Below are 25,857 nucleotides of genomic sequence, written 5' to 3' on the forward strand. Positions count from 1 at the left end.
ATGTTTGATAATGAAGTAGACTTTTTCATGAGGCCGCCTCGTTTCGGATGGTTTGTAGGGGTACAAACACTTTACCGAATGTGGGGCCTTTTTGCTACCCTTTTTTTGGTAAATCAACAGACGTACATTTTATACAGTTACTTATAGCCACCTTGAAGGTTAGGAAAAAGTAAATGCAAAAAGTGCATTTAAATGGGTTAGATAAGCCGATAGATACGAGATTGGCTGATATTAAATGTATTTTTTACAACTATTACGGAAAATTCGGGCAAAATGTGGAAAATAAATGCACTTTATGCATCTACATGTCGCTTCAGATAAAAACATACTGTTCTGATGAGAAAATACTTCAAAACAAACGACCGACTAGAAGGAATACACGATTATAGCCCCTCCAACTCCGCTGCAGCAAGCCCCTGCTTTCGGTACGCTTGCGGGCTGACCCCATATTTTTTCTTAAACGCTTTGCTAAAGTAATAGATATCGGCAAAACCGGATTGCTCCGCTACCTCCTTTATGAGCAGTGAAGGCTTTCGCAGCAATTCGCAAGCTTTAGTGAGCCGGATCCGGTTCATTTCCTCGACGATGGTGCGCCCCGTCTTTTGCTTGTACACGCGGGATAGATGGCCGTAGCTCATATGCATAGAGGCGGCGAGCTCCTCCACGTTAAGCTGTTCTCCCTGAAAATCCTCCAGGTAAATCTCAACCTTACGGACCAGAGCGTCCGTAGCCCCTGCGGATTTGGCAGCGGAAGGATGGTGGGAGGCGCGAACAGATGCCAATATTTCTAAAAATTGCACCAGCAGAAGCTGCAAATACAGTGTGGAACATCCGGCGCCGGCCTCTTCAAACAAACGCAGCAATAGGGGCTGAATCCCGTAATGATCGTGGTGCGCTCCGGGCGGCCAATCTTTGAGAAGACTTAGTCTATGAAATAGCGAGCTCGCTGCTTGCTCACCATCGGCATCAGACGAAGGCCGAAGCTCTCCATCATCCATACTCGCTCCGTCCGTTTGTTCCACGCTAGGACTGAACCTCCATCGCAAACAAACCCCTTCGAGCGGATTTTCCTTGAAGTACACGTGCGAATGGGTCATTCCCGGCGGAATGAGGAAGAACTCTCCTTTACGGATCATGATATCCTTATCCATAAATCTTGTCTGAATCTGACCAGATAGGACGTAATTAAACTCATACCAGGTATGAGCGTGCGGAGGGCATTTTCCCGAGCTTCCGGTTTGTTCAATTACGATGTCAACCCAATCAATGACGGCGTCGTTGATTCGAATTTCGCTGCATAACCCGTTTAGCACGGTAGATAGCTCATTTTTCCACTTCTTTAAGTCCATCGGTTCGCTCTCCTTTTTAGGCTCTTGCACCATCATATCATAATAGGACAAAAAGAGATGAGGATAAGTAATTTACTTCAAACGGCTAAAAACGCAAAATGAGGGTGAATGAATTAACGCAACCGGGGAGGAACTAAAGGATGTTTTGGACGAAAGAAAAATTAGAAGCCCGAATTCGGGACCTTGAAGCTTATCGCTACCGTGAGGCAATGCCGATTCCGGCATTTCGCTCGCAGGTGGATGAAGAAGGACGGATCGGCACCAAACCGCCAAAGGAAGGAAAATGGTCATGCACACAGTTGAATGATCGCTGGGAAGGCCGCGACTTGTATTTGTGGCTTGAAGCAGGCGTCAATATTCCGGAGGCTTGGAAAGATCGCCGAATTGTGGGCTTGTTCGATTTTGGAAAAACCGGGGGAGGCAACAACTCGGGTTTTGAATCGCTGCTTTATGTAAATGGTAAGCCCTTTCAAGGCGTCGACCAGAACCATCAGGAAGTATTTTTGCCCCAGGAAACCGCCGGAACGGAAGTACTGCTGCAATTTCGGCTCTGGTCCGGTTTAGAAGGCGGGGGCAGACCGCAAATTCAGGAGCACCGGGTTTATCGTGCGGAAATCGCCTGGTTGGATGAAGCTGTTGACAGTTTGTACTATACAGCGCGCGCGGCAATGCAAACCGTACATGTTTTGCCGGAAGAGTCGCCGGAACGTGTGGAACTGCTTAAAGGACTTGATCGTGCATTTATGCAGATCGATTGGTCCATGCCGGGCTCGGAGTCGTTTTACTCCTCGGTGTACGAGGCCGAAGCAAGTCTGACCGATGCCGTAGCTGCGATGAAAAAAACTTCCCCGGTGACGGTTCACTGCATCGGCCACACTCATATCGATGTAGCCTGGCTGTGGCGGCTGAAGCATACGCGGGAAAAGGCGGCACGCTCCTTCAGTACGGTCCTCCGCTTAATGGAGCTGTTTCCGGAGTACGTATTTTTGCAAACCCAACCTCAGCTTTATGAATATATCAAGAAGGATTATCCTGAAATTTATGCCCAAATCAAAGAGCGCGTGAAGGAAGGACGCTGGGAAGCGGCCGGGGGCATGTGGCTGGAGGCGGACTGCAATTTGACCAGCGGGGAATCGTTGGTGCGGCAGCTCCTTTATGGCACCCGCTTGTTCCGTGAGGAGTTCGGCAGAGAATGCACCTATTTGTGGCTGCCTGACGTATTCGGCTACAGTTGGGCGCTGCCGCAAATTTTGCGCAAATCGGGCATCGACACGTTTATGACGACCAAAATCAGCTGGAACCAATACAACCGGATGCCGCACGATACGTTCTGGTGGCGGGGCATTGACGGCAGCGAGGTGCTGACGCATTTCATCACGACGCCGCAGGACAGCAATTCCTGGTTGTATACCTACAACGGGCAGGTGGAAGCGTTCAGCGTAAAGGGAATCTGGGATACCTACATGGATAAGGAGATCAACAAGGATTTGCTTCTGTCCTACGGTTATGGAGACGGTGGCGGCGGCGTCAACCGGGAGCAACTGGAGCTGCGGCGGAGACTGGACGAAATGCCAGGTCTTCCTCAGGTCGTCACCGGACGGGCGGACGATTATTTTGCCAAGCTGCAGGAAACGGTGAAGAGCACGGATCGCTATGTCCACACTTGGGACGGTGAGCTATACCTGGAGTATCATCGCGGAACATATACAAGCCAGGCGCACAATAAAAAAATGAATCGCAAACTGGAGCTTCTGTCACGGGATGCTGAGTGGCTGCTGAGCTTACAGGGTCTGCTGAACGGAAGCTGGGCCGGTTATCCGAAGGCCAAGCTCGACGAAAGCTGGAAAACGATCCTGCGCAATCAGTTCCATGATATTATTCCGGGCTCGTCGATTTCAGAGGTTTATCAGGATTCCCGGGTGGAATACGAGGAAGCCGAAGGACTGCTGCAGGAGTGCCGGTCTGATGCGTTAAATGCCCTGACCACCGATGCGGAAGGCGCCTATACGGTTTGGAATCCTTCGCCATGGAGCTATAGCGGCCTCGTTGCCGTGGCGGACAAACATAAGGATGTATGCTGGAGCGATGCGGACGGCAATCTGCTCGTATCCGAATTTGACGGAAATCAGCACTTTGTGCGGGTTGAAAATGTTCCGCCGTTCGGGTTTAAGGCACTGCGCCGTGTTCACGAAGCTCATGCTAATGAGCAGCGGACAGCTCTCAAATCGGAATCTGTGAACGAGAGTACAGCCTTTACCGTGCAAACAAACGGAATCCAAACACCGTACTATAAGCTGGAATGGAATGAGAACGGTCAGCTTACCTCCATCTTCGATATTGCCGCCGGGCGCGAGGTGCTTGCTGCCGGGGCACGCGGGAACGTGCTTCAAGTATTTGAGGATAAGCCAAAAATGTTCGACGCGTGGGATATCGATATTTACTACCAGGAAAAAATGCGTGAAATTGCTGAGCTTACAGATTGCAAGGTCCAAACCGGTGAACTGCGCTCCGTCGTTTCCTTCACCTGGAAATATTTGAACTCGGTCGTTCGCCAGCAGATGATCGTTTATGCGGACAGCCGTCGGATCGATTTCCAAACGGAAGTGGACTGGCAGGAACGCCAGCAGCTGCTGAAAGTCGCTTTTCCGGTCAGCATCCGGGCCACGGAAGCCACCTACGACATTCAGTTTGGCAATGTGAAGCGTCCGACGCATTGGAATACCTCATGGGATCTGGCACGCTTCGAAACGGTAGGGCATGAGTGGGTCGATCTATCGGAGCATGGCTATGGCGTCAGTCTGTTGAACGATTGCAAATATGGGCATGACATTAAAGATAACGTCATCCGTCTATCTTTGCTCAAGTCGGCAACGTACCCTGACCCTGAAGCGGATCGCGGAACGCACTCCTTCACTTACTCCCTGTTCCCGCATGAGGGATCATGGGCCGAGGGAGGAACCGTACAGGCAGCTTCGCTGCTCAATTTGCCGGTTTACGCCACTAGCGGCATGGCGACCGCCCCATCCTTCTCCTTGCTAAGAGCTGTCGGTAGTAGCGATGTCGTTATCGACACCATCAAAAAAGCGGAGGATGATGACAGCATCATCGTTCGCTTCCACGAGTACAAAGGGGGACGGGGCACCGTTTCCTTGGAAAGCGACCTAAACTTTGCAGCTTGGCAGGAAACCGATTTGCTAGAGCGTCCGGTTGGAGAACTGAACCAAGGTCAGGCCACGCTTGACGTCTCGCCATATGAGATTAAAACGATTCGTTTACTCCTGCAAAAAAAAGCTGTCAATTGACATCTTCGGCAAGGATAGGTACAGTTATAGTGAAATAAATTGAATAGGAAATCCACTAGGGGCGCCGTGAACGGCTGAGACAAGAGATATCTTGGACCCTTTGAACCTGATCTAGTTCATACTAGCGTAGGAAAGTGGAGTCGGCCCCGATGATGGTTTACAAGTTCGCACGTTTATTCGTGATAACCTAAGTCGTATTAAACCTAAGCCGCTCCCCTACGGAGCGGCTTTTTTGCGCTGCTCTGCAGGTTCCCCTAGGTGTCATTTCCGGATGAATAATTTTGGAGGTGGAGAAGGGTGAGCTTTTCAAAAGAGCTTCGCCGGCAGGCGGACGATATTTTTCAGGCGATTTATGGACACCCGTTTGTCAGAGGGATCGCTGCAGGTGACCTGCAAAAGGAACAGCTAATTCATTACGTGAAACAGGATTTTGAGTACTTAAATGCGTTCGCGAGAATTTACGGGATTGCCGTATCCAAATGCGTAAGCCGCGAGGAGATGGCGATTTTTAGCGAGCAGATTTCTTTTATTCTTCATAGCGAAATTCATCCGCATCAAAATTTTTGCACGGTCGCGGGAGTGACTTACGAGGAATTACAGGGTTATCCCCTCTCACCAACGGCCCACCATTATACCCGGCACATGCTGACGGTTGCCTATGAAGGCAGTCTCGGAGAAATCCTGGCTGTGCTGCTGCCTTGTCCTTGGACATATATGGAGATCGGCCAAAAACTAGCGGAGGAGGTCAACCCGGCGCCGGAGCATCCTTTCTATGACTGGATCCAGTTCTACAAATTCCAGATGACAGACTTGACCGAAAAGTTCTGCAATATGCTGGATGAATGGGCTGAGCAAGCGCCTGAGGCGGATAAGCGGAAGGCGGCGGAGCATTTTCTAGTAAGCTGCCAGATGGAATATTTGTTCTGGGATATGGCTTATAAGCTGGAGAACTGGCCGGTGCCGGCTCAGGTGAAATAAAGGATGTTATTGTGGCTGATATGAATGAATTGATACCTTACCAATCCTTTTATTGAAAGAGGCTGAGAACGATGAGTTTGCAGGAAAAAGAACTTTCCGATCTTCTAACCAGAGTACAGCAAAAGAAACCGCTCGTTCACAATATGACGAACGTCGTGGTTACGAATTTCACGGCCAACGGCCTGTATGCGCTTGGCGCTTCTCCAGTCATGGCTTATGCCCCCGAGGAAGTGGCGGATATGGCGAAAATCGCCGGTGCGCTCGTCTTGAACATTGGGACGCTCACAAAAGAGTTGATCGACGCGATGATTCTTGCCGCTTCTTCAGCAAATGCTCATGGCGTTCCGGTGCTGCTCGACCCGGTGGGGACGGGAGCGACGAGCTTCCGCACAGAATCCGCGCTGCGGATTTTACGCGAGGTGAAGGTGTCGCTGGTGCGGGGCAACGCGGCGGAAATCGCCCATCTCGTAGGCGAAAGCCGTGAGATCAAGGGCGTGGACGCCGGCGACAGCACCGGCGACGGGAACGCCGACCTCGCGGTGCGGGCGGCGCGCAAGCTGAACACGGTCGTGGCCATCACCGGCCGTGAGGATGTGATCACCGACGGGCAGCTGTGCCGGGTCGTCAGCGGCGGGGACGCCTTGCTGACGCAGGTGACCGGTACGGGCTGCCTACTCACGTCGGTGCTTGGTGCATTTGCCGCGGTGGAGTCGGATTTGCTGCTGGCCGGCACCGCCGGGCTGGCCTTTTATGCCTCCGCCGCCTCCCGCGCCGCGGAGCGAGCTGGAGCTGCCGGTCCGGGCAGCTTCCAGATCGCTTTTCTGGATGAGCTGGCGAAGCTTCATCCGCATTCGCTGAAGGGACAGGCCGCAGTACGGGAGATTCAGGCAACCGGCGCTGGAGGGTGGTGGCTCGGATGAGCACGATTCCAAGGGCGCTGACAATCGCCGGTTCGGATAGCGGTGGCGGAGCCGGTATTCAGGCCGATCTCAAAACGTTTCAAGAGCTGAACGTGTATGGCATGTCTGCGATTACCGCGATTACAGTTCAGAATACGCTTGGCGTCGAAAATGTTTACCCGCTGCCGCCGAAGGCTGCGGCGGAGCAGATCGATGCGGTCGGCTCTGATCTTGGTGTCGACGCCTTGAAAACCGGGATGCTGTTCAGTGCAGAGATCATTCAGGCGGTAGCGGATCGCATCCGTGCCTTCGGCTGGACGAAGGTCGTCGTCGATCCGGTGATGATCGCCAAGGGCGGCGCCTCATTGCTTCTGCCGGAGGCGGTGCATGCCTTAAAGAAAAGCTTGCTGCCGCTGGCATATATCATAACGCCGAATATTCCGGAGGCTGAGACGCTCTCCGGGATGCATATCGGCAATATGGAGGATCGACGCAATGCGGCCAAGCGGATTTGCAGCCTCGGGGCGAAGCAAGTCGTAATCAAGGGCGGGCACGACGATAGCGGAGGGGATCGGGTCGTCGATTTACTTTATGACGGCAGCGATTTTACTGAGCTGCATGGCCAGCGAATCTTTACGAAGCATACGCATGGTACCGGCTGCACCTTCTCAGCAGCGATCACGGCCGAGCTGGCCAAGGGAGCCTCCTCTGCACAGGCGGTTCAAACCGCCAGAGACTTTATCCAGGCAGCCATTGAAAGCCATTTAGGACTGGGTCAAGGGCATGGCCCAACTAATCACTTTGCCTACCGGCGCCTGCAAGGGGGAGTTCTCTGATGAGTGGCCGGATTTCATCCTCTCGGATGCGCGGACTGCTTGAAACGTATTTGGTGATTGGAAGCCCCAATTGCAAAGCGGAGCCGATCCTGGTCTTAGAGGAAGCTATTGCTGGTGGTGTCACACTCGTCCAGTTCCGCGAGAAAGGAGAGGGTGCCTTACACGGCGAGCTAATGTTTCGGCTGGCAATGCAGCTTCACGAGGTTTGCCGAAAAGCTAATATACCTTTCATCATCAATGACGATGTAGAGCTTGCCCTACAAATTGGGGCTGACGGTGTGCATGTAGGTCAAACCGATGAAGTGGCCGACCTTGTCCGATCCCGAATCGGCAATATGATCCTGGGTGTATCTGCTTATACGGTTGTGGAGGCGGAGGCAGCGATTCATAGAGGGGCGGATTACCTAGGTGTCGGTCCGATTTTTCCAACCGCATCCAAATCCGACGCAAAAGCACCACAAGGCACCAATATCATTTGCGAAATGCGAAGAAAGGGCATCGATTTACCCCTGGTTGGCATCGGTGGAATCACCACAGATTCGGCCTGCGAAGTTATTCGCGCCGAGGCGGACGGCATCGCGGTCATTTCGGCGATTACGCAAGCAGATAATGTACGAGGTGCAGTAAAGAAACTCAAGCAAGCCGTTCGCGAAAATCGCTGACGTTCAGCAATACATTTATGGGAGAAACTGCTCTAATTGGAGGCAGGCTTTCTCCCTCTTTTTTTGACAAAATGAAGAAGCGGCTTATATTTACGGGCTTTACAGCTTGTCACTGGAGAGATTGTAGGTTTTTTTAATTCCTACTTCTATGGTATAATATGTTGGAACTTTGGCGTGAAACTTTTCCGTAGTCGATGAAATTTTTTATTTTTATTACATAATTAACCGCAACTTTTTGAATCCTGTTCGGTATTAAATGATGTAAGATTCGAACGGGAAGAAGCACATGGAAGCGCGAGGAGGATCGCACTCAAATGACGGATTCCCAAATGATTCGTGAAATTAAAGAAGGTAATACGGAGCTGTACTCGGAGTTGATGCGCAGATATCAGCGGAAAATATTGGCCTTCGTTTACCACATGTTGAAGAGCGCTCACCTGGAGCTGCTGGCTGAAGATTTATGCTCGGAAACGTTCTATAAAGCATTTCGGAGTTTGCATTCCTTTCGGGAATTGGATGCGTCTTTCTCTACCTGGTTATACACGATCGCGCGTAATACGGTGCTTAGTGAGCTTAGAAAACAGCGCAGCGGAAATGTTCCGCTCGATGAAAGCGGGTACGTTCCTTTGGCTCCTAGCGAAGTAGCTCCTGAGCAGGCTGTTCTACGCAGTGAGAAAGTGGGGATGGTACGCGAAGCCATCAACAATCTCCCGGAGAAACAAAGGTCTGCTCTGATTTTGCGCGAATACGATCAACTGGATTACCAGGAGATAGCGAGTATTTTGGGACAAAGCGTAAGCGCTGTGAAATCGCTGTTGTTCCGAGCGCGTAGTAGCGTAAAAAGTCAGCTTGAACCCTACTTTTATGAACCCATCTATGAGCAATATGAAGGGATGAAAAGCAGATGAATTGTCAAGAGGCCCAAGAATTGTTCGGATTGATGCGCGACCTGCCCGAACAACATCCTCAGCGTAAAATGCTGGAGTGGCACCTTTTGGGCTGCGAGTCTTGCGCGGCTGAATACCGTCAATGGGATGAAACCATGAATATGTTGCAGAACAATCCTATGGAGGTTACCGAGGAGCAGGCGGAAGCTGTAAACCGCAGGGTAATGGATCGTATTTATGCGGAATCACCTTGGCTGGCACCGGATGTAAAAGGTGGCGGCGTATCTAGACGTTTTCGGCGTCGGCTATCGATTTGGGCGGGTTGCTTCGTCATGGTATTCTTGTGCAGCTTTGTATTCCTGATTAATAGTCATTTCAATCAAAAACCAGCGGAACCCATGACCGGTGTTCTTCCGACGGTTGTAGCTGCTGCGGATTCGGACACGTCAGATGATTATAGTTTTGCACTTCCAACGGTATCACGCGGAATCGTGGAGCCTTTTGTAGCGCAAATGGGTCCAGCCTATCCGCAATATTGGATGGTTCTTTCGATGGCTGGTATGATACTTGCCCTGATTTCCTGGAAAGGTATTCGTCGTTCAAAGAGATAGCAGGTTGAGGGGGATGATTATGCTCGTCGGATTAATACGACATGGACTAACAGACTGGAATGCTGCGGGAAGAATCCAGGGGCAGAGCGATATTCCGTTAAACGAAGAGGGAAGAGCACAGGCAAGACGTCTTGCTGAGCGGCTCAAGCAAGATAACGATTACCACTGGGATTTTGTAATAACAAGCGGCCTATCAAGAGCGCAGGAGACCGGAACCATAATAGCCGAGGCATTAGATATTCCTTTATACGATCCGGATTCAAGATTAATGGAGCGTGCGTTCGGTGAGGTTGAGGGACTAACTGCGACGGAGAGAGAAACTCTTTGGGGCAAGGATTGGAACCAGCTGGAGTTAGGTCAGGAAAAGGATGAAGAAATTCGCAAAAGAGCGTTAGCCTTTATGGCGGACTTGGCGGATCAGCATCCGGAAAGCAATGTCCTCGTCGTATCGCACGGCGGCTTGCTTGCCCAGCTCTATATTGCGTTATACCACAATAAATACAACGAGCGGATTGGCAACTTATCGCTGACGATTCTTGAGAAGAAGGATAGCGAGTTTTGGAATATGCGGCTGTACAACTGTACTCGCCACTTGGAAGAAATCATAGAGGAAAGAAAGTAAACCGGCTTAGGCCGGGTTTTTTTGGGAAAAAATCGCCGTTCCATGGAATAAATGCTGTAAATCTTCCCATAATGGTATTAAAACGGCGAGGCGGTAATATATGAATCTGGCGGATATGCTCTCTTTTGCCGACATCGTACAGCTCAGTAGAATTGCAGATCATTATGGGTGCGAATGCAGCGGCCATTCGAAAAATGAACTGATCCAGTCCATTTTGCAGACGGTAAGTCGTCGAGATTTTATCGACCGACATGTCAGCGGGATGAGTATGGAAGATTTACGCTTTTTGAATACCTTGCTATTCGATGGGCGACACCAGTTCAGTTTGGAGGAGTTGGTAGCTTGCGCTGGAGCGTCCCGATTTACGCAGGATGCTAAGGAGCGGGAAAACCCGCGGGAAATGATCGCCAGATTCAGACAGCGGGGGTGGTTGTTTAACGGCTCAACCCAAAGCACACGTTACCTCTTTCAAGTGCCGGAGGATTTAAAGCTTCGTTTCCGTGAGGCGCTAGAGCATCGATTTAAGGCAGAGGTTATGTCAGCTAAGGCCGAACCGTCCATGTACCGAGAAGAACCGGAAATGCTTCCAACAGACCTGCTGATTTTTTTGGAATATGTGCAAAAGCACGAAATTCCATTGAACAGCGAAGGCGTGATGTACCGTAGAAGCCAGCTTCAGATTTTGGAGTCTCTACATGTATCGGAAGCTCTGGCTCCCAAAGGTTGGCGATTTGGCTATGGACGGCGTTTCAAAGACTACCCGAACCGGTTCGCTTTACTGTATGATTATGCCTACCATTCCCGTCTTATTCAAGAGAATAGCAGCCATCTTGAGTTAACGGAAGCTGGAAAATCTTTTTTGGCGGAGCAGCAGCGAGAACCGATGGTACATTTTGTCCGCTTTTGGTTAAGATTATATAAAGGGCCGATTCCTAACTTGCTTTCGCTAGTTTATTGGGTAGAACGCTGTTCGAAAGATTGGGTGACTGTGTCTTCGTTGTATGGAAGAGTGGAGTCGTTAATCAAACCGTTTTACTATGATTCCTCCAAATCCATTTTCGAAGAGCGTATTTTGCAGATGATGCTTCATTTAGGAATGGTTCGCATTGGGGAGGACGAGCATCAAGAACGCTATGTTCAGTCGACTCTCTTTGGTAATAAGGCAGTAGAATGGTTGCAGAAAAAGTAAACTTACATAACGGGCAAAAGAGGAACAAAACGGCAAAGCGTTGACAAAAGCTACGTAATGTTGTTACAATTTTCCCCAATTCATATCGGGGAGAGTGATGGCCGTGTTGCTAAGTTATCTAGGGAGAACACCTGCAGTAGACCCCAGTGTGTTTATTGCAGAAGGCGCCAAACTGATCGGAAACGTGACGGTTTTAAGCGAGGCCAGCATTTGGTACAATGCAGTGCTTCGCGGTGATTTAGCGGAAATTGTTATCGGTGAACGTTCCAACATTCAGGACGGCGTCATCGGTCATGTGAATACTTCTCAGCCGCTCATCGTAGAAAGTGACGTATCCGTGGGCCATGCAGCCATTATCCATGGATGCCGCATAGGTAAAGGCACATTAATCGGAATGGGGGCGATCGTCCTAAACGGCGCCGACATTGGTGAATATGCTTTAGTAGGAGCAGGTTCTTTAGTAACGGAAAATACTAAAATTCCACCCTATACTCTTTCTCTAGGTTCCCCTGCCAGAGTCGTACGCGAACTGACAGATGACGATTTACAGCGGATGAGGCTGACGACGGAAAGCTATGTGGTGAAGGGAAAAGAATATAGGATGATTTAAACCATGGTTTGGAGGTGCATCCTATGGATCAGATGAAGGTTACTTATGAAGCAATGCTCAGTTTGGCGGCGGAAATGATATGGGACGAAGCGCTTCGGAAACATCGTTCGGAGCAAATCTATAGTGAGATCGATACCGCTTTGGCGAATGGAGATGAGGTTGCCTTCCGGCTCCTGACGGATGAACTGAAGACACTGGAAGAATGATGTTCAGGTTGTTGTGATCTCAATGATCCTTGTAAGCGCAAACGGGCCTATAACTAGAAAAAGAAGCCAATCCCTATAGAAAATGGAGAAAGTTCTCTACTTGGGGTGGCTTCTTTGTTTATATTAATCAAATCTCCGGATTGCTGGAACTAACAAAGCACAGATGAGTGCTAATATGCCGATCGAAGCAAATAGGGCTATCGTTTGAGTACCGCCAATTACGTCAGCCAGCCACCCTATGACAACAAATCCTACTGGGAGCAGGGCAAAGGAACCGAGCATATCAAGGCTGGCTACACGTCCAAAAGCTTCCTGGGGCACAAGCTCCTGCATCGTTGTCTCCCAGATGAGTCCGAAGATCATAATGCCGAATCCCTCCAGAGCAAACAGGGCGCATAGCCCTACTGCATTTGGGGTTATGGACATGAGCAGAAGTGCGATGCCACTGGCAATGGCTCCACCGTAGGCGAAAATCCCGCGTCGATGCCACTGTTTTTTCATCCCGAAAACAAGTCCTGCAATGATCGCGCCCGCTCCCGAGCAGGTCACGGCAATTCCGTAGACATAAGGACTCATCTCCAAATGGATTTTGAACAACCAGGGAAGAAGTACAGTAACGAGTCCGCTGTAGCATATATTCACCAGGGAAAAGACAACGATCGTAATCCAAAGCCAAGCGTTGCCCTTTAAAACAGCAAAGCCTTCGGTAAAGTCATTACCGACTCCGGAGGATTTCGCGGTTTGGCTACGTTGAAAGGGAATAAGCTTACGGAGCAGTAATAAGCAGGCGAAAGACGCGACATAGGTGAGCGCATCGAGCGAAATGCCCCATCCTGCTGACATAAATGTGACCAAAATACCACCCAGTGAAGGACCGATTAAGCGGACGGCCTGGTTGCTAATTTGCGTCATAGCGTTAGCCGAATTACGGATTTCGGGAGTGAAGACTACCGCACGAACAGCCGCATAGGCAGGTTGAAAGAGCCCGTCCATTGCACCATATAGCGCAACAAGCACAAATAAGACGTGAACTGAAAGCGAACCCGCAAACAGCAATCCGGCAAGCACACTGATTATAACAAAACGGAGAAGATCGGTAGTAAGCATAACATGTATGCGATTATAGCGGTCGACGATCCACCCTGAAATAGGCAGCATGATGATGTTTGGCAGCATATATGCCGCCATAATGAAGCCCATTGTTGTCGTTGAGCCAGTAATCGAATAGACGATAACCGGCAATATAACCATCGTGACGGAGCTGCCAAGAAAGGAAATCAATTGCCCGAGCCACAAGTAAGGGAAGGGACGTGACAACAGAAACGGTTCAATAAATTGGCTTAGAAGCTTATTCTTCGTCTGTTCGACTTCATCAGCATTGGGCCGGGAAGTCTCGGCTTCCATCATGTTATTTTCCTCCTAATGCATTTGTGCATAATGAGTTTCTACTTATTAATAGTGTGATAAATTACTCTATCTTCGATCTGAGATCAATCTAAAAATTAGATTGATTGTAGTGGGAAAAGATGGATTTGTCAATGATTTCACGTTTATAATGGGATAGATATTAATTGGAAAAAAGGGGAGCAATTATGAAGTTTAGTGATATTGAAGTTTCGCAATGGGAGGAGCTGCAGCCCTATCTCGACACTTGTCTCATTCCGGTAGCGGGGTTAACGGGAAAAGAACTGCCATTTGAAGTGACGGATAGATTAGAAAAACTCAGAGATTTATTGGACTGGGTAGAGATTCCCTTCAAGGGCAGAGTTGTAACCTATCCGTCTGTTCAGTATGGCAAAGACGATATGCTTGACTTTGTCAATGAAATATGTGGAAACGTGAAACAATCTGGATTCCTATATACTATCGTTGTTTCGGCTGAGATGGAGTGGACGGTCGACCTGCTGCCAAATGCCGATATGATACTAACTCCACAGTGTTTGCATGGCTTAGCTGCAGGACAAGCAGGAGAAGTTATTAAGGAAGAAATCTTGCAATTATGGCAATCTCGGGTTAAATAGAGAATGTGACAAAATATCGACATTTTGTGAATATAACGGTTTTTGAGTGAGGAAAAAAATGTGTCAAATTCTTGACGCTCTCAAAACGCTAATATATTATTAATATGTCTTATAAGATGTTGGTTTTTGTGATTATTGTCATTGAATTCTAAAAGAATTGGCTGGCAAAGGGGGTTGAAGACAGTATGAGCAATCAGCACGACCATCAAGAATCATCGCATGAACCGCCTATTCATAAGGAGATGTCACGTCGGCAATTTCTTACGTACACATTAGGAGGCGCAACTGCGTTTATGGTGGGCGGTGTAACGCTTCCCATGGTTCGTTTTGCCGTAGATCCAATTCTGCATAAGAAAGGCGAAGGCACCTTTGTCAAAGTGGTCGAAACCAGCAAAATTACAAACGAACCGCAGGAGTTTCATTTTGAGCTGAAGCAGCAGGACGGGTGGTACCTGAGTACAGCGTCGCTTACGGCCTGGATTCGTAAAAACGAGAGCGGAAAAATTTATGCGCTTTCACCGATCTGCAAGCATTTGGGCTGCACTATCGGATGGAATAATGACAAGAATTTTCCAGATGAATATCATTGTCCATGTCACGGGGCGCATTATACAAAGGAAGGCAAGCAATTGGCTGTTGCTTCCAAGCCGCTTGATGAATACAAGGTCATGGAGAAAGATGGCTGGGTTTATTTGGGGGACATCATCCCGAATACGATCGTGAAATAAGGAGGCGTAGAATCAGATGTTTAAAAATGTGTACGACTGGATTGACGAACGTCTTGATATCACGCCGATTTGGCGAGATGTTGCTGACCACGAGGTTCCGGAGCACGTGAACCCGGCGCATCATTTTTCCGCCTTTGTGTATTGCTTCGGCGGGTTGACGTTTTTCATTACAGTCATCCAAATTTTGTCGGGGATGTTTCTTACGATGTATTATGTTCCCGATATTATTAATGCATACGCCAGTGTTGAGTATTTGCAAACGCAGGTCGCCTTTGGACAAATCGTGCGCGGCATGCATCACTGGGGAGCAAGCCTGGTTATCGTCATGATGTTCTTACATACCCTACGAGTTTTCTTTACCGGGTCCTACAAAGCCCCTCGCGAAATGAACTGGGTAGTCGGCATGCTTATCTTCTTTGTCATGATCGGCCTTGGTTTAACAGGCTATTTGTTGCCTTGGGATAACAAAGCCTATTTCGCTACGAAGGTAACGCTTGAAATTGCCAATTCTGTTCCTGGATTAGGACCTATCATTAAGGAACTGCTTCAAGGCGGTACCATAGTCGGCGCGGAAACGTTAACTCGTTTCTTTGCTATCCATGTGTTCTTCCTTCCGGCGGTTCTGTTAATCCTTCTGGTGGGACATTTCATAATGATCCGCAGACAAGGTATTTCCGGACCGCTGTAAATCGAACTATCTATATTTATGGAGAAGGGAGGCAAAAAGCTATGGCTCACGTGGACAAATCAAAGGAGAAGGTCGTATACGTTGGTGATTCGCGTGTTCGTAAAGGCAAAGGGTTTATCACTCCACCTGATTATACGGCTTATCCCGGCAAGTCCGAAGCGTTTATCCCTAACTTTTTGCTGAAAGAATGGATGGTCGGCGTTGTGGTGCTGGTCGGCTTTCTGGTACTCACTATTTCGGAACCGGCTCCGCTCGGTTTTCCGGCAAATCCGACCGCTTCGGTCATTCCGATGCCGGACTGGTATTTCTTGTTTTTGTACCAATATTTGAAGTATCCATATGCTTCCGGGGACTATGTTGTACTTGGTACGCTTGGCATTCCAGGTGTTGCATTCGGAGGTCTCTTGTTAGCGCCTTTCCTTGATCGGGGGAGGGAACGCCGCTTCTATAAACGTCCGATTGCTTCCTCGCTAATGTTGCTTTCGCTAGCCGCGATTATATACTTAACGAACTTTGCTTGGACTCACTATAAGCATGAGTTGGCGGCTACCGGTCAGGTGCCTGAACATATTCAACGGGAAGAGAAAGCTCGTGAGAATCATCAGAAGGGTTTGCCAACATCGAGTGCACCCAAACAAAACGATGTCGCTATTGTTGACAAGGAAGATCCGGCGATGGAGTTATATGCCAAAGCTACATGTATTGCCTGTCACGCTGCAGACTTGAAAGGGGCTGCTGGGCCTTCATTGCGCGGTGTAGGTGACAAGCATGACAAGGAAGCGATCTTGACGATCATTAAGGAAGGCTTCAATGGCAAGATGCCACCTATGTATGATACGGCAATCAATGCCGGCTTGACCGATAAGGATATTGACCACTTGGCCGAATGGCTTGCGAAACAAAAATCAGAACAGTAAAATAGGAAAAAGAATGAAAACCTGATCGTTAATGACGATCAGGTTTTTTTTGAAGCTCATCCGGAGCGGAATACATACAACAAGCTGTAGAAAGCAGGTAAGGAAGGGGATTTATCGTTGAAACTATCGCTTTTTTGGAGCCGCCGCTTTTTGTCATCCCGCTATTTCTTATGGCCATTATTCATCTGTAATTTGCTTGGAACCGTGTATGGGTATATATGGTACGGGGGGCAACTGCAATATACTTGGCTTAACCTACCTCACTGGTTAATCGTATTTGTCCCAGACAGCCCTACTGCAAGCCTGTTTTTCACGCTTACTTTGCTATTCCTCCTCTTTCCACCGAAAGGTGGTAGATTTTTTTGGCTGCGCACGCTGCTCGAAGGACTAGCGGTTGTGACGAATGTGAAATACGGAGTATGGGCAGTATCCATTATTTTTGCTGGTGCCTATCAAGGAAATGAACTGGTTTGGCAGGACTGGATGCTTGTGGCTTCCCATTTGGCAATGGCTGTCGAAGCATTGCTGTATGTACGCCTATATAAGTTTGGAACGATGATGCTGGCAGCTGCAGGGGCATGGACGTTTTTAAATGACATGGTGGATTATTCGTTTCAGGTTTATCCTTGGCTTCCAGAAACACTTTGGGATGACGTATCTCAGGTTATGGTCTTCACGGTAATACTTACAGGTGCAAGTATAGCCGTCGGATGGACGGCGCTCAAAGGGGCTAAAAGGGCTTGATGCAAGGTTCTAACGTGGGACAGCCTGCCATACCATGATGGTAAGGGGGGATGTCCGTGAAAATATTATTTAGCAAGCAAGTTTTGCCGGTTCTGTTACTCATTGTAACTTTGGTGTTATCCAATACAGCTGTTGCTGCACAATCGGATGGTGATAAAATGCTTTCATCTAACGGGCCAACACTGTCCCAAGAGGAGCAAAAGAGTCAATTACGGCAGCTTGAAGCGGCTGCAGAAAAGCTGTATACCGATATGCAGCAAGGAAACACGCAGCGATCACTTACCGATATGGAGCAGCTGATTGCTGCGCTAGAAGGTGTCTCTTTTAAGGGATTAACTTCAGTTGAGGGGATCCATGCGCTTGCTGAAAGTATTATGGATGCCCGCGAGACACTCGCTAAAGTCGAAATCGTCCCGGAGGAATGGGCGAAGGTCTCTGCTCGGTTGCGCCTTGCGGTCAACAGCCTGCTGCACCATGATAAGGCGCTGTGGCTTCAGTATTATAAGGTGATGGCGGACGATCTCCAACAAATGAACAAGGCGAGAGTTGGGGGCAACCCTGCTGAGCTAAGAGCTGCGTTTCAAGCTTTGAAGGAGCATTATGAATTGATACGTCCGGCTGCTGTAATCCGCCGTGATCCTTCTATCATCAACCAGTTTGAATCGTGGTTGTCATATGCCCAGCGCCTCAGCAACGATAGAACGATGGACGAGGCAGCCTTGAAAAATGCGATACCTCAAGGGGAAAGGATGCTGCGTGTGCTATTTGGCCGAAAGGGTGAAGAACCTGTGTTCCTTCCCATCACCGGTTATGATAATCCATGGTATTGGAGCGGTTTGATCGGCGCTTGGATTGTGCTGGCTTTATGCTACACGGGCATCCGCAAGTATCAGGCGACGCAGGTCGTCATGGCGGTGCAAAAAAAGGACGAAAAAACCGCTCGTTTCCGTTTATAGATAAGATAAATAAAAATTAGTTCTCATCTTCCTTGAAGCCTTCCCCGTGAACATCATGAACATCGCTAATAATAATAAACGCACGGGGATCCACTGATTTGGCGATTTGGTTGAGTCGCCGAATTTCCTGACGAGAGACGACGCAGTATGCCATATGCTTCGCTTGTTTGGAATAAGCCCCAATCGCCGGAATCAAAGTTACTCCCCGCTCCATATCCTTAGTGATGATATCGGCGATTTCCGGGGCATGGTCGCTAATAATCGTAAACGCTTTAGCGGAATATGCGCCTTCCTGAATGAAATCGATCACCTTAGAGGCGATAAATACGGCGACCAGGGTATACAAAATATTTTCCTTCTTAATATAGAAAAGAGATAATCCGATGATGATGATATCCAGAGATAAAATAACCTGGCCCATACTGAACCCATATTTGCGCCCCAAAATCCTCGCTATGATATCCGAACCACCTGTAGTTCCCCCAAAACGAAACACGATGCCAAGCCCGGCGCCAAGTGTAATCCCAGCGTATAAAGATACGAGTATGTAATCCCGCTCAGTCTCAAACGGAACAATCCAGCCGCTATGTATCATACGTTCAAACAACCAAAGAAAAAATGTTAGCGATCCGATGCCAATGCCGGTATAAAAAATCTGCCGCCCACCAAGAACCTTCCAACCGAGTAAGAACAAAGGTATGTTGAGCAATAAGTTGGAGATCGAAGGTGAAACACCTAATGCATATTTGAGAAGGATGGTGATTCCGGTAACGCCGCCTTCCATGAGATGGTTTGGTATAATAAAATAAAGAAGTCCAAAAGCGTATATTGCCGTTCCCAGTAGTATCGGCATGAGTGTCTTCATAAAACCCATCATTTTGTTCGAATTCATTTCTACCATCACCTGTCCTAAAGAAAAATGATATTTTTACACATTCTATATTAGTATACCTTTTTCCAGGGCGATTAAAAAATGATTTGTTTTCGTTTCGCCTTTACGTTAACATAGGGAAAAACGGGACAAATATCGGGGGGATACGCGTTGAAAGACAAATCTCTCGCAGAAATGCAGCGCGAAGTAGACCGTTACATATCGCAGTTTAAGGAGGGCTATTTCAGCCCTTTGTCAATGCTGGCCCGCATGAGCGAGGAAGTGGGAGAGCTGGCTCGGGAAGTGAACCATACCTACGGTGAAAAGCCGAAGAAACCGAGTGAAGCTGAAAATTCGATTGAGCTGGAGCTCGGCGATATTTTGTTTATCACGATCTGTTTTGCCAATTCGCTAGGCATTGATTTAGCAGACGCTCACGATAAGGTAATGCATAAATTTGCTACCCGAGACGCCAATAGGTGGACGAAAAAGGACACCGAATAAAGTGATCCTTCATATGCTGTTACTATGACATCCCTTAGATGAAAGGGGGCGGCAGATGAAGGCGGAACAATTTTTGCAAAAAGCTTACCGTAGCATATATGAGAATGATTTTGAGCAGGCGCAGTACTGGTTCGAGCAGGCGCTGGCCGTGCAGCCCGATCATGCAGATATGCATTACCGTTATTCGATTACTTGCGCTCGGAGCGGCAGGTTGGATAAAGCGCTGATGCATGCTCGGCTGGCATCGGCTCTGGAGCCCGAGCAGGATGAATACAAAATTCATTATGATCGGATGCAATCCAAAGAGCTAACCAACATGGCTAAGAAGCTTTTGGAAGATGACGGCGCTTTTGCTAGCCACGCTGAAACGGCCTCAAGGCTGCTAAAGCGTGCAGCCGAGCTTGATCCACTTTCCGTTGAGGCTCAAGTTTGGCTGGCTATTGCTTACGGTGAGCTGGAACAATACGAGCTGGCGTTACAAGCTGTCCGGGAAGCGTCAGCGCTGCCTTTGGACCAAAGTATGGCTTTGCAGCTGCAGGAATTGGAGCAACGTTTCAAAATTAATATCGATCACTCATCATGCTAGAGAATGCGAGGAGATTATTCATGTCGGAACCAATTAGAGTAGCCGTGGCTGGAGCGGCTGGCAGAATGGGCAAGGAAGTTGTTAAGATGGTGTTACAGGACCCAGAGCTCCAGCTCGTAGCGGCTGTAAATTTGAAGGATGTGGGCTTGGATGCCGCCGCAATGGTAGGTTTGCCGCCTTGCGGCGTTACATTAAGCGATGATCTGGAACTCACCTTGCTGGAAAGCAAACCTCAGGTCATGGTTGATTTCACCACCCCACAATCAGCTTATGCCAATACGGAGACGGCGATCAAACATGGGGTTTCACCGGTAGTCGGCACGACCGGATTTACCCCGGAGCAGATTGAACAATTGGACAAGCTGTGCCATAGCCGCGGAATTGGCGGCCTGATCGCTCCTAATTTTTCGATCGGCGCTATTTTGATGATGAAGTTTGCGGCACAAGCGGCAAAATATTTCCCGCACCTGGAAATAATCGAGTACCACGGCGATCAGAAGCTGGATGCTCCATCTGGAACTGCCGTCAAAACAGCCGAACTCATCGCTAAGAACCGTCAGGAGCTGCGCCAAGGAAATCCAAACGAGGAAGAAACGATTGAAGGCGCAAGAGGCGGTTACTACAACGGTTTTCGCATTCACAGCGTGCGTTTGCCGGGTGTTTTTGCACAGCAGGAAGTCATATTTGGAGGCTTCGGACAGACGCTGAAAATTCGTCATGATTCGTATGAACGTGCCGGATATATGCCGGGGGTTAATCTAGCGATCAAGAAAGTGCTAGGGTATGAAGGCATGATTTATGGATTCGACCATTTTGTGGATTAACAGGGGAGAGAAGACTTATGCTAAACATTGCATTTATTGCTCATGACCGCAAAAAAGATGACATCGTTAACTTTGTGATCGCCTACGAACATGTGTTTAAGGACAAAAAGCTATACTCCACAGGAACAACCGGTCTCAGAATTATGGAAAATACGGACCTGAAAATTCACCGTTACTTATCCGGTCCGCTTGGCGGGGATCAACAAATTGGTTCACTGATCGCCCAGAATGAAATGGACCTCGTGATTTTTCTCCGCGATCCATTGATGGCTCAGCCGCACGAACCGGACATTACTGCGCTGCTTCGTTTATGCGATGTACACGGGATTCCGGTGGCTACGAACGTAGCGACGGCGGAAATTCTCGTTCGCGCGCTGGATCGCGGTGATTTTGGCTGGCGCGAGCTGGTTGAGATGAACAAGCCGGGGCTGTCGAAATGAGTGAGCGGCTGGATATACTGATTTTCGGAGCGCATGCGGATGACGCCGAAATCGGGATGGCTGGCACCATTGCGAAGCATGTAGCGGCTGGTTTTCGTGTTGGAATATGCGATTTAACGCAAGCGGAGCTATCCTCCAACGGAAACCCTGAGCTGCGCAAGCAGGAGGCGGATGCCGCCGCTATTTCATTGGGGTTGACCATGCGCCTAAATTTGGGATTGCCGGATCGCGGATTGTTTGCCACGAGTGCGCAAATCGCAGAAGTGACGGAGGTCATTCGCCGTCATGAGCCGACGTTAATTTTTGCGCCTTATTGGGAAGACCGGCACCCCGACCATATTGCGTGCAGCAAAATCGTCGAGGAAGCGGCTTTCAACGCTAAGCTTCGCCGATATATGCCGGACAAGCCAGCGATCAATCAGCCTGAGCTGTATTTCTATTTCATTAACGATTGGAGATCACCGGATCTTCTCGTTGATGTTACCGATTATTATGAGGTCAAGGAGCAAGCGCTGGGCTGCTACCGCTCGCAATTTGGGCAAGGCACTTCAGGGGAGGATGTAGCTAAGACTCCTCTTAACCAAGGCTATGTAGAGCGGGTTAAAGCAAGGGACGCACTATTGGGACAACGCAACCTCATTCCGTATGCCGAAGGATTTGCGATAAAAACTCCGTATCAAGTAAATCTATTCGGCACTCCAAAGTCATAAACTGAAAAGAGAACAAGTTGAAGGAGGCCCCCACCATATGGATTCATTTTTAAAGATAGGAATCACCTGTTATCCTTCCTTAGGCGGTTCGGGGGTCGTGGCCACCGAGCTGGGGAAGCTTTTGGCGGAGAAGGGTCATGAAGTGCATTTCATTGCGCATAGCGTTCCTTTTCGATTAGGCAGTTATCATAAAAATATTTTTTATCATGAGGTGGAGGTTAGCGATTACTACGTTTTCAGATATCCTCCTTATGATTTATCGTTAGCGACCAAAATGGCCCAAGTGGCTAAAACGCAGGAATTGGACATTCTTCACGTACATTATGCTGTTCCCCACGCAGTATGCGCATTTCTCGCTAAGCACATGGTAGGGGACTCTCTCAAGGTCGTCACTACGCTGCACGGTACGGATATTACTGTTCTCGCGCAGGATGAGTCGCTGAAAGATTTGATTCGCCTAGCCATAAACGAGAGTGATGCCGTTACTTCGGTATCTCGCGACCTGATTCGTGAAACACGGGAAGTGTTGGACATATCACGGGATATCGACTTGACCTACAACTTTGTAGATGAGCGGGTGTATTATCCACGGGATGCGCGAAACTGTCGGCAGGATTTTGCCGGTGCGGATGAGAAGGTGTTAATGCATGTTTCCAATTTTAGACCGGTGAAAAGGGTCAGCGATGTGGTAGATATATTTCACCAGGTGAATGAGCAAATCCCAAGCCATCTCCTATTCGTCGGGGAAGGACCTGAGTTGCCAAAAATACAGTGTAAAATTAAAGAACTGGGCCTATGCGACCGAGTTCATTTTTTAGGAAAACAGGATGATATTGCCCATGTTATCTCAATGGCCGACGTTCTGCTACTTCCTTCGGAGAAAGAGAGCTTTGGTCTTGTGGCGCTCGAGGCAATGGCCTGCGGGGTGCCTACAGTCGGTACGGTGGCCGGAGGAATTCCCGAGCTGGTGAAGCATGGAGAAACCGGATTTCTGGCATCCATCGGGGATACGGATCAAATGGCTAAAGACTGTATCAATTTGCTCACAAATCCGGATTTGGCGGAGCGGATGCGGGCAGCCTGTTTGAAGAGAGCTAGATGCGATTTTAGTAGTGAGCAAACGATGGCGAATTACGAGGAAATATATTATCGAGTTTTGAATCGACCTTTACCGATACTGAAGCCGACCTGCAGCTGATGAAAAACACGGTAGCCGGAGGACACTTTGGAGGTTAACGAAAACATGAATCACTGGAGACAGGTAGACCCCCTGATGCAGGATCAGGGGGAAAAGGTGCTGCAAACTTTGCTTGAGCACGGGTTTCAGGCTTTTTTTGTGGGGGGATGTGTACGTGATGAGCTAATGGCTCGTCCTGTTCACGATATGGATATCGCTACGTCCGCCAAGCCGGACGACGTTATCGGACTTTTCGAGCACACCGTCCCAACAGGGATTCAGCATGGCACCGTTACTGTACTTATGGGCGGCGTCGCTTTTGAAGTAACGACGTTTCGCAAAGAATCGCAGTATGCCGATCATCGCAGGCCAACCTCGGTCGAGTTTGTGGATGCCGTCACTGAGGATCTGCAGCGCCGGGATTTTACAATGAATGCGATCGCCAGGGACATTGATGGACATCTGACGGATCCGTTTTGTGGACAAGCTGATATTGAGCGCGGTGTAATTCGCTGTGTAGGCGTGGCTGAGGAGCGTTTTGAAGAAGATGCTCTACGTATGGTGCGGGCTATTCGATTTGCATCTGTTTTTGGATTTCGGCCTGTGAAAAGCCTTTGGAAGGCATTGATGCATGGTAAAAATAAGCTTTCTTATATTGCCATAGAACGTATCAGAATTGAACTGGAAAAAACGATTCTTGGCCCTAAACCTCTACGCGGACTCGCTTTGCTTGAGCGCAGCGGGCTTCTTAAGCACGCCAAAGTTTCCTTACCACAGTACGAGAACTCAGAAGGATTTCTTCATGCGCAAAAAGTGCTGCTTTCTGCATTAGATCAGCTTCCGGCCACGCCCGAAGCTCTGCGCTGGTCACTGTTGTTTCAGACGCTTGGCGTACCTGGTGATGAGGTCGCCTCTTATATGAAGAGCTGGACCTTTCCCAATGCTACGGCTCAGGAGACAGCGGCGATCGTCCGGTTTGACGAGGCTTGGAGTAGGGCAAAGTCAGAGATGGATGCTGTAGGAAAAAGTGACAACGGCGAGGAACTGCTTCGCAGAGAGTGGATTAAGCTCGAGATTTTGTTTGGAAAATCCGTGGCAGCGCTTTGGCTTACTCGCCAGGGCCTGAGCATATCAAAGTTGGATTGTAATGAAGGCCGGCAAAAGGAACAGAATTTGCTTAGGCGGGCACAAATATGGCATGATGAGGTTCGTGTACATACTTTATCCGAACTGGCAGTGAACGGCGGGGAAGTGCAGCAGATGAAGGGGCGGAAGGGTGGCCCCTGGCTAGGCGAGTTGATGAAAGAGCTTTTGCTGGCGACTGCTTACGGCGACGTGCAAAATGAGAAGCAGGCACTGCTGGATCGAGCGAACACGGTGGTGAAAGAAACATGGGATCAAGCCGATTAATCGACATGCTTCAGGAGCATCCTGGGCAATATATATCAGGGGAAGAGATTAGCCGACGGCTTGCCATTAGCCGTACGGCGGTATGGAAGCAGATTGAGAAGCTCCGTGAGGAAGGCTATGAGTTTGAATCGGCTCCGCGGAGAGGCTACCGCTTGATCAGAAAACCGGAAAAGCTGCAGAATGTCGCTTTACTGTACGCGCTTCAAGGCTGTACGACATTCGGGCAGAGAATCAAGCTGCTTGAAACGACGGTGTCTACGCAAGAGGAGGCCCGAAGTCTCGCTGAATCGGGTAGCCCCTCAGGAACATTAGTCCTGGCAGAGGAGCAGACGGGAGGACGCGGACGGCAGGGGCGAAAGTGGTACTCGCCTCCCGGCAAAGGCATATGGATGAGCTTGCTGCTTCGCCCGGAGCAGCAGCCGCTCTCGTTTGCACCGCAGCTGACCTTGCTCACAGCGGTGGCGGTATGCCGAGCTATCCGAAGAGTATCTGAAGTAGACGCAGGGATTAAGTGGCCGAACGATATCTTGGTCGGCGGCCGAAAAGTGTGCGGCATTCTTGTCGAATCGGTCGGCGAAGATGAGTTGATTCGATACTGCATCGTAGGGATCGGGATGAACGTCAATTTGGAAGGCAGTGAGCTGCCGACTGAGGTGAGCTCCATTGCGACGTCGCTCCTCATTGAAGGAGGGCAGCGCATAGACCGGTCTGTACTGATCGGTGAGGTCGTTCGCGAAATGGAGCAGCTGTATGAGCTGTACAGAAGCGAAGGCTTTGCCCCGATTCGGATTCTATGGGAAGCCCTATCGGTGACTTTGGGGCAGCGCATTACCGTTAAGACGACCGGCGGCGACCTTACCGGGACCGCAATGGGGTTAGATTCGACCGGTGCATTGGCTCTTTTGGATGAGTCCGGGGAAAATCGTATTATTTTTTCTGGCGAAGTACAACTTGGTGGATGAAAAATGTAACGTAATTTGTTATACTGTGCTCAGAAGGCGGTATCGGCTTTTGCTCCGAGCTGCACTTCTTGAGCAAGTGAAATAGATCGTTTGGTTTTTATGAATTAGTTACGTTGGATTCTGCTCTGAGCCGAAGAGGACCGAGACAGAAGGGACGAGAATTGACTC

The 25,857-nt window shown here is 49.1% G+C and carries 28 protein-coding genes and 1 riboswitch; of the genes, 25 read left to right on the forward strand and 3 right to left on the reverse strand.

What is annotated here, in order from left to right; translation table 11 throughout:
* Positions 1–383 precede the first annotated feature (383 nt).
* On the reverse strand, positions 384–1,349 hold the full coding sequence (locus ACFQ3W_RS20875) for a helix-turn-helix domain-containing protein (RefSeq protein ID WP_379321173.1): 966 nt from the start codon (positions 1,347–1,349) through the stop codon (positions 384–386).
* Positions 1,350–1,489: 140 nt separating this feature from the next.
* Between ACFQ3W_RS20875 and ACFQ3W_RS20880 the strand changes: the two genes are divergently transcribed.
* From ACFQ3W_RS20880 to ACFQ3W_RS20930, 11 genes are all read left to right on the forward strand, one after another.
* Positions 1,490–4,651 (forward strand): alpha-mannosidase, encoded by a 3,162-nt coding sequence (locus ACFQ3W_RS20880; protein WP_379321174.1) that lies wholly within the window; start codon positions 1,490–1,492, stop codon positions 4,649–4,651.
* 47 nt (positions 4,652–4,698) lie between these two features.
* A riboswitch (TPP riboswitch) is annotated at positions 4,699–4,801 on the forward strand.
* A 147-nt stretch (positions 4,802–4,948) separates the two neighbouring features.
* Positions 4,949–5,629, forward strand: coding sequence for a thiaminase II (tenA, locus tag ACFQ3W_RS20885; protein ID WP_379321175.1), 681 nt, complete (start codon positions 4,949–4,951; stop codon positions 5,627–5,629).
* 71 nt (positions 5,630–5,700) lie between these two features.
* Positions 5,701–6,549 carry a hydroxyethylthiazole kinase gene (gene thiM / locus ACFQ3W_RS20890; protein ID WP_379321176.1) on the forward strand — a complete coding sequence of 283 codons (849 nt, stop codon included), beginning with the start codon at positions 5,701–5,703 and terminating at the stop codon, positions 6,547–6,549.
* Positions 6,546–7,364, forward strand: a complete 819-nt coding sequence (gene thiD / locus ACFQ3W_RS20895; RefSeq protein ID WP_379321177.1) for a bifunctional hydroxymethylpyrimidine kinase/phosphomethylpyrimidine kinase — start codon at positions 6,546–6,548, stop codon at positions 7,362–7,364. The genes thiM and thiD overlap by 4 nt, the downstream gene beginning before the upstream one ends.
* Positions 7,364–8,026, forward strand: coding sequence for a thiamine phosphate synthase (thiE, locus tag ACFQ3W_RS20900; RefSeq protein ID WP_379321178.1), 663 nt, complete (start codon positions 7,364–7,366; stop codon positions 8,024–8,026). The genes thiD and thiE overlap by 1 nt, the downstream gene beginning before the upstream one ends.
* A gap of 314 nt (positions 8,027–8,340) precedes the next feature.
* Positions 8,341–8,934, forward strand: coding sequence for an RNA polymerase sigma factor (locus tag ACFQ3W_RS20905; RefSeq protein WP_379321179.1), 594 nt, complete (start codon positions 8,341–8,343; stop codon positions 8,932–8,934).
* The gene (locus tag ACFQ3W_RS20910) at positions 8,931–9,524 is read left to right on the forward strand and encodes a zf-HC2 domain-containing protein (RefSeq protein ID WP_379321180.1); all 594 of its coding nucleotides are present in this window, start codon (positions 8,931–8,933) and stop codon (positions 9,522–9,524) included. The genes ACFQ3W_RS20905 and ACFQ3W_RS20910 overlap by 4 nt, the downstream gene beginning before the upstream one ends.
* A gap of 19 nt (positions 9,525–9,543) precedes the next feature.
* On the forward strand, positions 9,544–10,146 hold the full coding sequence (locus ACFQ3W_RS20915) for a histidine phosphatase family protein (protein ID WP_379321181.1): 603 nt from the start codon (positions 9,544–9,546) through the stop codon (positions 10,144–10,146).
* A gap of 100 nt (positions 10,147–10,246) precedes the next feature.
* Positions 10,247–11,335 carry a hypothetical protein gene (locus tag ACFQ3W_RS20920; protein WP_379321182.1) on the forward strand — a complete coding sequence of 363 codons (1,089 nt, stop codon included), beginning with the start codon at positions 10,247–10,249 and terminating at the stop codon, positions 11,333–11,335.
* Positions 11,336–11,438: 103 nt separating this feature from the next.
* The gene (locus ACFQ3W_RS20925) at positions 11,439–11,945 is read left to right on the forward strand and encodes a gamma carbonic anhydrase family protein (RefSeq protein WP_379321183.1); all 507 of its coding nucleotides are present in this window, start codon (positions 11,439–11,441) and stop codon (positions 11,943–11,945) included.
* 23 nt (positions 11,946–11,968) lie between these two features.
* Positions 11,969–12,151: an IDEAL domain-containing protein gene (locus ACFQ3W_RS20930; protein ID WP_379321184.1), complete on the forward strand. Its 183-nt coding sequence runs from the start codon at positions 11,969–11,971 to the stop codon at positions 12,149–12,151.
* 123 nt (positions 12,152–12,274) lie between these two features.
* Here the strand turns inward: ACFQ3W_RS20930 and ACFQ3W_RS20935 are convergent, their stop codons facing one another.
* The gene (locus tag ACFQ3W_RS20935; RefSeq protein ID WP_379321255.1) at positions 12,275–13,555 is read right to left on the reverse strand and encodes an MFS transporter; all 1,281 of its coding nucleotides are present in this window, start codon (positions 13,553–13,555) and stop codon (positions 12,275–12,277) included.
* A gap of 188 nt (positions 13,556–13,743) precedes the next feature.
* Here ACFQ3W_RS20935 and ACFQ3W_RS20940 point away from each other — a divergent pair, with 188 nt between their 5' ends.
* From ACFQ3W_RS20940 to ACFQ3W_RS20965, 6 genes are all read left to right on the forward strand, one after another.
* Positions 13,744–14,172: a DUF2487 family protein gene (locus ACFQ3W_RS20940; RefSeq protein WP_379321185.1), complete on the forward strand. Its 429-nt coding sequence runs from the start codon at positions 13,744–13,746 to the stop codon at positions 14,170–14,172.
* A 185-nt stretch (positions 14,173–14,357) separates the two neighbouring features.
* On the forward strand, positions 14,358–14,900 hold the full coding sequence (locus ACFQ3W_RS20945; RefSeq protein ID WP_379321186.1) for a ubiquinol-cytochrome c reductase iron-sulfur subunit: 543 nt from the start codon (positions 14,358–14,360) through the stop codon (positions 14,898–14,900).
* A gap of 16 nt (positions 14,901–14,916) precedes the next feature.
* A complete protein-coding gene (qcrB, locus tag ACFQ3W_RS20950; protein ID WP_379321187.1) occupies positions 14,917–15,588 on the forward strand; it encodes a menaquinol-cytochrome c reductase cytochrome b subunit in 672 nt (223 codons plus the stop codon).
* 41 nt (positions 15,589–15,629) lie between these two features.
* Positions 15,630–16,505, forward strand: a complete 876-nt coding sequence (locus ACFQ3W_RS20955) for a menaquinol-cytochrome c reductase cytochrome b/c subunit (RefSeq protein ID WP_379321188.1) — start codon at positions 15,630–15,632, stop codon at positions 16,503–16,505.
* A gap of 117 nt (positions 16,506–16,622) precedes the next feature.
* Complete coding sequence (locus tag ACFQ3W_RS20960; protein WP_379321189.1) at positions 16,623–17,249, forward strand: DUF1405 domain-containing protein; 627 nt, start codon at positions 16,623–16,625, stop codon at positions 17,247–17,249.
* 56 nt (positions 17,250–17,305) lie between these two features.
* The gene (locus ACFQ3W_RS20965; protein ID WP_379321190.1) at positions 17,306–18,205 is read left to right on the forward strand and encodes a sporulation protein YpjB; all 900 of its coding nucleotides are present in this window, start codon (positions 17,306–17,308) and stop codon (positions 18,203–18,205) included.
* A gap of 16 nt (positions 18,206–18,221) precedes the next feature.
* Here the strand turns inward: ACFQ3W_RS20965 and ACFQ3W_RS20970 are convergent, their stop codons facing one another.
* Positions 18,222–19,097 carry a YitT family protein gene (locus tag ACFQ3W_RS20970; protein ID WP_379321191.1) on the reverse strand — a complete coding sequence of 292 codons (876 nt, stop codon included), beginning with the start codon at positions 19,095–19,097 and terminating at the stop codon, positions 18,222–18,224.
* Positions 19,098–19,271: 174 nt separating this feature from the next.
* Here ACFQ3W_RS20970 and ACFQ3W_RS20975 point away from each other — a divergent pair, with 174 nt between their 5' ends.
* Genes ACFQ3W_RS20975 through ACFQ3W_RS21010 form a run of 8 tightly spaced genes read left to right on the forward strand, consistent with a single transcriptional unit; the run spans position 19,272 to position 25,689 of the window.
* A complete protein-coding gene (locus tag ACFQ3W_RS20975; RefSeq protein ID WP_379321256.1) occupies positions 19,272–19,580 on the forward strand; it encodes a nucleotide pyrophosphohydrolase in 309 nt (102 codons plus the stop codon).
* A 55-nt stretch (positions 19,581–19,635) separates the two neighbouring features.
* On the forward strand, positions 19,636–20,166 hold the full coding sequence (locus ACFQ3W_RS20980; protein WP_379321192.1) for a tetratricopeptide repeat protein: 531 nt from the start codon (positions 19,636–19,638) through the stop codon (positions 20,164–20,166).
* Between the two features lie 20 nt (positions 20,167–20,186).
* The gene (gene dapB, locus ACFQ3W_RS20985) at positions 20,187–20,990 is read left to right on the forward strand and encodes a 4-hydroxy-tetrahydrodipicolinate reductase (RefSeq protein WP_379321193.1); all 804 of its coding nucleotides are present in this window, start codon (positions 20,187–20,189) and stop codon (positions 20,988–20,990) included.
* A gap of 17 nt (positions 20,991–21,007) precedes the next feature.
* Positions 21,008–21,430, forward strand: a complete 423-nt coding sequence (mgsA, locus tag ACFQ3W_RS20990) for a methylglyoxal synthase (protein ID WP_379321194.1) — start codon at positions 21,008–21,010, stop codon at positions 21,428–21,430.
* Positions 21,427–22,140, forward strand: coding sequence for a bacillithiol biosynthesis deacetylase BshB1 (bshB1, locus tag ACFQ3W_RS20995; protein ID WP_379321195.1), 714 nt, complete (start codon positions 21,427–21,429; stop codon positions 22,138–22,140). Before mgsA ends, bshB1 begins: the two co-directional genes overlap by 4 nt.
* Positions 22,141–22,177: 37 nt before the next feature.
* Positions 22,178–23,338 carry an N-acetyl-alpha-D-glucosaminyl L-malate synthase BshA gene (gene bshA, locus ACFQ3W_RS21000; protein WP_379321196.1) on the forward strand — a complete coding sequence of 387 codons (1,161 nt, stop codon included), beginning with the start codon at positions 22,178–22,180 and terminating at the stop codon, positions 23,336–23,338.
* A gap of 45 nt (positions 23,339–23,383) precedes the next feature.
* Positions 23,384–24,727 carry a CCA tRNA nucleotidyltransferase gene (locus ACFQ3W_RS21005; protein WP_379321197.1) on the forward strand — a complete coding sequence of 448 codons (1,344 nt, stop codon included), beginning with the start codon at positions 23,384–23,386 and terminating at the stop codon, positions 24,725–24,727.
* On the forward strand, positions 24,709–25,689 hold the full coding sequence (locus ACFQ3W_RS21010; protein ID WP_379321198.1) for a biotin--[acetyl-CoA-carboxylase] ligase: 981 nt from the start codon (positions 24,709–24,711) through the stop codon (positions 25,687–25,689). Before ACFQ3W_RS21005 ends, ACFQ3W_RS21010 begins: the two co-directional genes overlap by 19 nt.
* Positions 25,690–25,857: the final 168 nt, after the last annotated feature.

This window comes from Paenibacillus puldeungensis, assembly GCF_042678945.1.
Taxonomy (GTDB): domain Bacteria; phylum Bacillota; class Bacilli; order Paenibacillales; family Paenibacillaceae; genus Fontibacillus; species Fontibacillus puldeungensis.

Excerpts from the sequence above, each read along its gene's own strand:
- ACFQ3W_RS20875 (WP_379321173.1), bottom strand. The coding sequence starts at position 1,349 with ATGGACTTAAAGAAGTGGAAAAATGAGCTATCTACCGTGCTAAACGGG.
- ACFQ3W_RS20880 (WP_379321174.1), top strand. The coding sequence starts at position 1,490 with ATGTTTTGGACGAAAGAAAAATTAGAAGCCCGAATTCGGGACCTTGAA.
- thiM (WP_379321176.1), top strand. The coding sequence starts at position 5,701 with ATGAGTTTGCAGGAAAAAGAACTTTCCGATCTTCTAACCAGAGTACAG.
- thiD (WP_379321177.1), top strand. The coding sequence starts at position 6,546 with ATGAGCACGATTCCAAGGGCGCTGACAATCGCCGGTTCGGATAGCGGT.
- thiE (WP_379321178.1), top strand. The coding sequence starts at position 7,364 with ATGAGTGGCCGGATTTCATCCTCTCGGATGCGCGGACTGCTTGAAACG.
- ACFQ3W_RS20905 (WP_379321179.1), top strand. The coding sequence starts at position 8,341 with ATGACGGATTCCCAAATGATTCGTGAAATTAAAGAAGGTAATACGGAG.
- ACFQ3W_RS20910 (WP_379321180.1), top strand. The coding sequence starts at position 8,931 with ATGAATTGTCAAGAGGCCCAAGAATTGTTCGGATTGATGCGCGACCTG.
- ACFQ3W_RS20915 (WP_379321181.1), top strand. The coding sequence starts at position 9,544 with ATGCTCGTCGGATTAATACGACATGGACTAACAGACTGGAATGCTGCG.
- ACFQ3W_RS20920 (WP_379321182.1), top strand. The coding sequence starts at position 10,247 with ATGAATCTGGCGGATATGCTCTCTTTTGCCGACATCGTACAGCTCAGT.
- ACFQ3W_RS20930 (WP_379321184.1), top strand. The coding sequence starts at position 11,969 with ATGGATCAGATGAAGGTTACTTATGAAGCAATGCTCAGTTTGGCGGCG.
- ACFQ3W_RS20935 (WP_379321255.1), bottom strand. The coding sequence starts at position 13,555 with ATGGAAGCCGAGACTTCCCGGCCCAATGCTGATGAAGTCGAACAGACG.
- ACFQ3W_RS20940 (WP_379321185.1), top strand. The coding sequence starts at position 13,744 with ATGAAGTTTAGTGATATTGAAGTTTCGCAATGGGAGGAGCTGCAGCCC.
- ACFQ3W_RS20945 (WP_379321186.1), top strand. The coding sequence starts at position 14,358 with ATGAGCAATCAGCACGACCATCAAGAATCATCGCATGAACCGCCTATT.
- qcrB (WP_379321187.1), top strand. The coding sequence starts at position 14,917 with ATGTTTAAAAATGTGTACGACTGGATTGACGAACGTCTTGATATCACG.
- ACFQ3W_RS20955 (WP_379321188.1), top strand. The coding sequence starts at position 15,630 with ATGGCTCACGTGGACAAATCAAAGGAGAAGGTCGTATACGTTGGTGAT.
- ACFQ3W_RS20970 (WP_379321191.1), bottom strand. The coding sequence starts at position 19,097 with ATGAATTCGAACAAAATGATGGGTTTTATGAAGACACTCATGCCGATA.
- ACFQ3W_RS20975 (WP_379321256.1), top strand. The coding sequence starts at position 19,272 with ATGCAGCGCGAAGTAGACCGTTACATATCGCAGTTTAAGGAGGGCTAT.
- ACFQ3W_RS20980 (WP_379321192.1), top strand. The coding sequence starts at position 19,636 with ATGAAGGCGGAACAATTTTTGCAAAAAGCTTACCGTAGCATATATGAG.
- dapB (WP_379321193.1), top strand. The coding sequence starts at position 20,187 with ATGTCGGAACCAATTAGAGTAGCCGTGGCTGGAGCGGCTGGCAGAATG.
- mgsA (WP_379321194.1), top strand. The coding sequence starts at position 21,008 with ATGCTAAACATTGCATTTATTGCTCATGACCGCAAAAAAGATGACATC.
- bshB1 (WP_379321195.1), top strand. The coding sequence starts at position 21,427 with ATGAGTGAGCGGCTGGATATACTGATTTTCGGAGCGCATGCGGATGAC.
- bshA (WP_379321196.1), top strand. The coding sequence starts at position 22,178 with ATGGATTCATTTTTAAAGATAGGAATCACCTGTTATCCTTCCTTAGGC.
- ACFQ3W_RS21005 (WP_379321197.1), top strand. The coding sequence starts at position 23,384 with ATGAATCACTGGAGACAGGTAGACCCCCTGATGCAGGATCAGGGGGAA.
- ACFQ3W_RS21010 (WP_379321198.1), top strand. The coding sequence starts at position 24,709 with ATGGGATCAAGCCGATTAATCGACATGCTTCAGGAGCATCCTGGGCAA.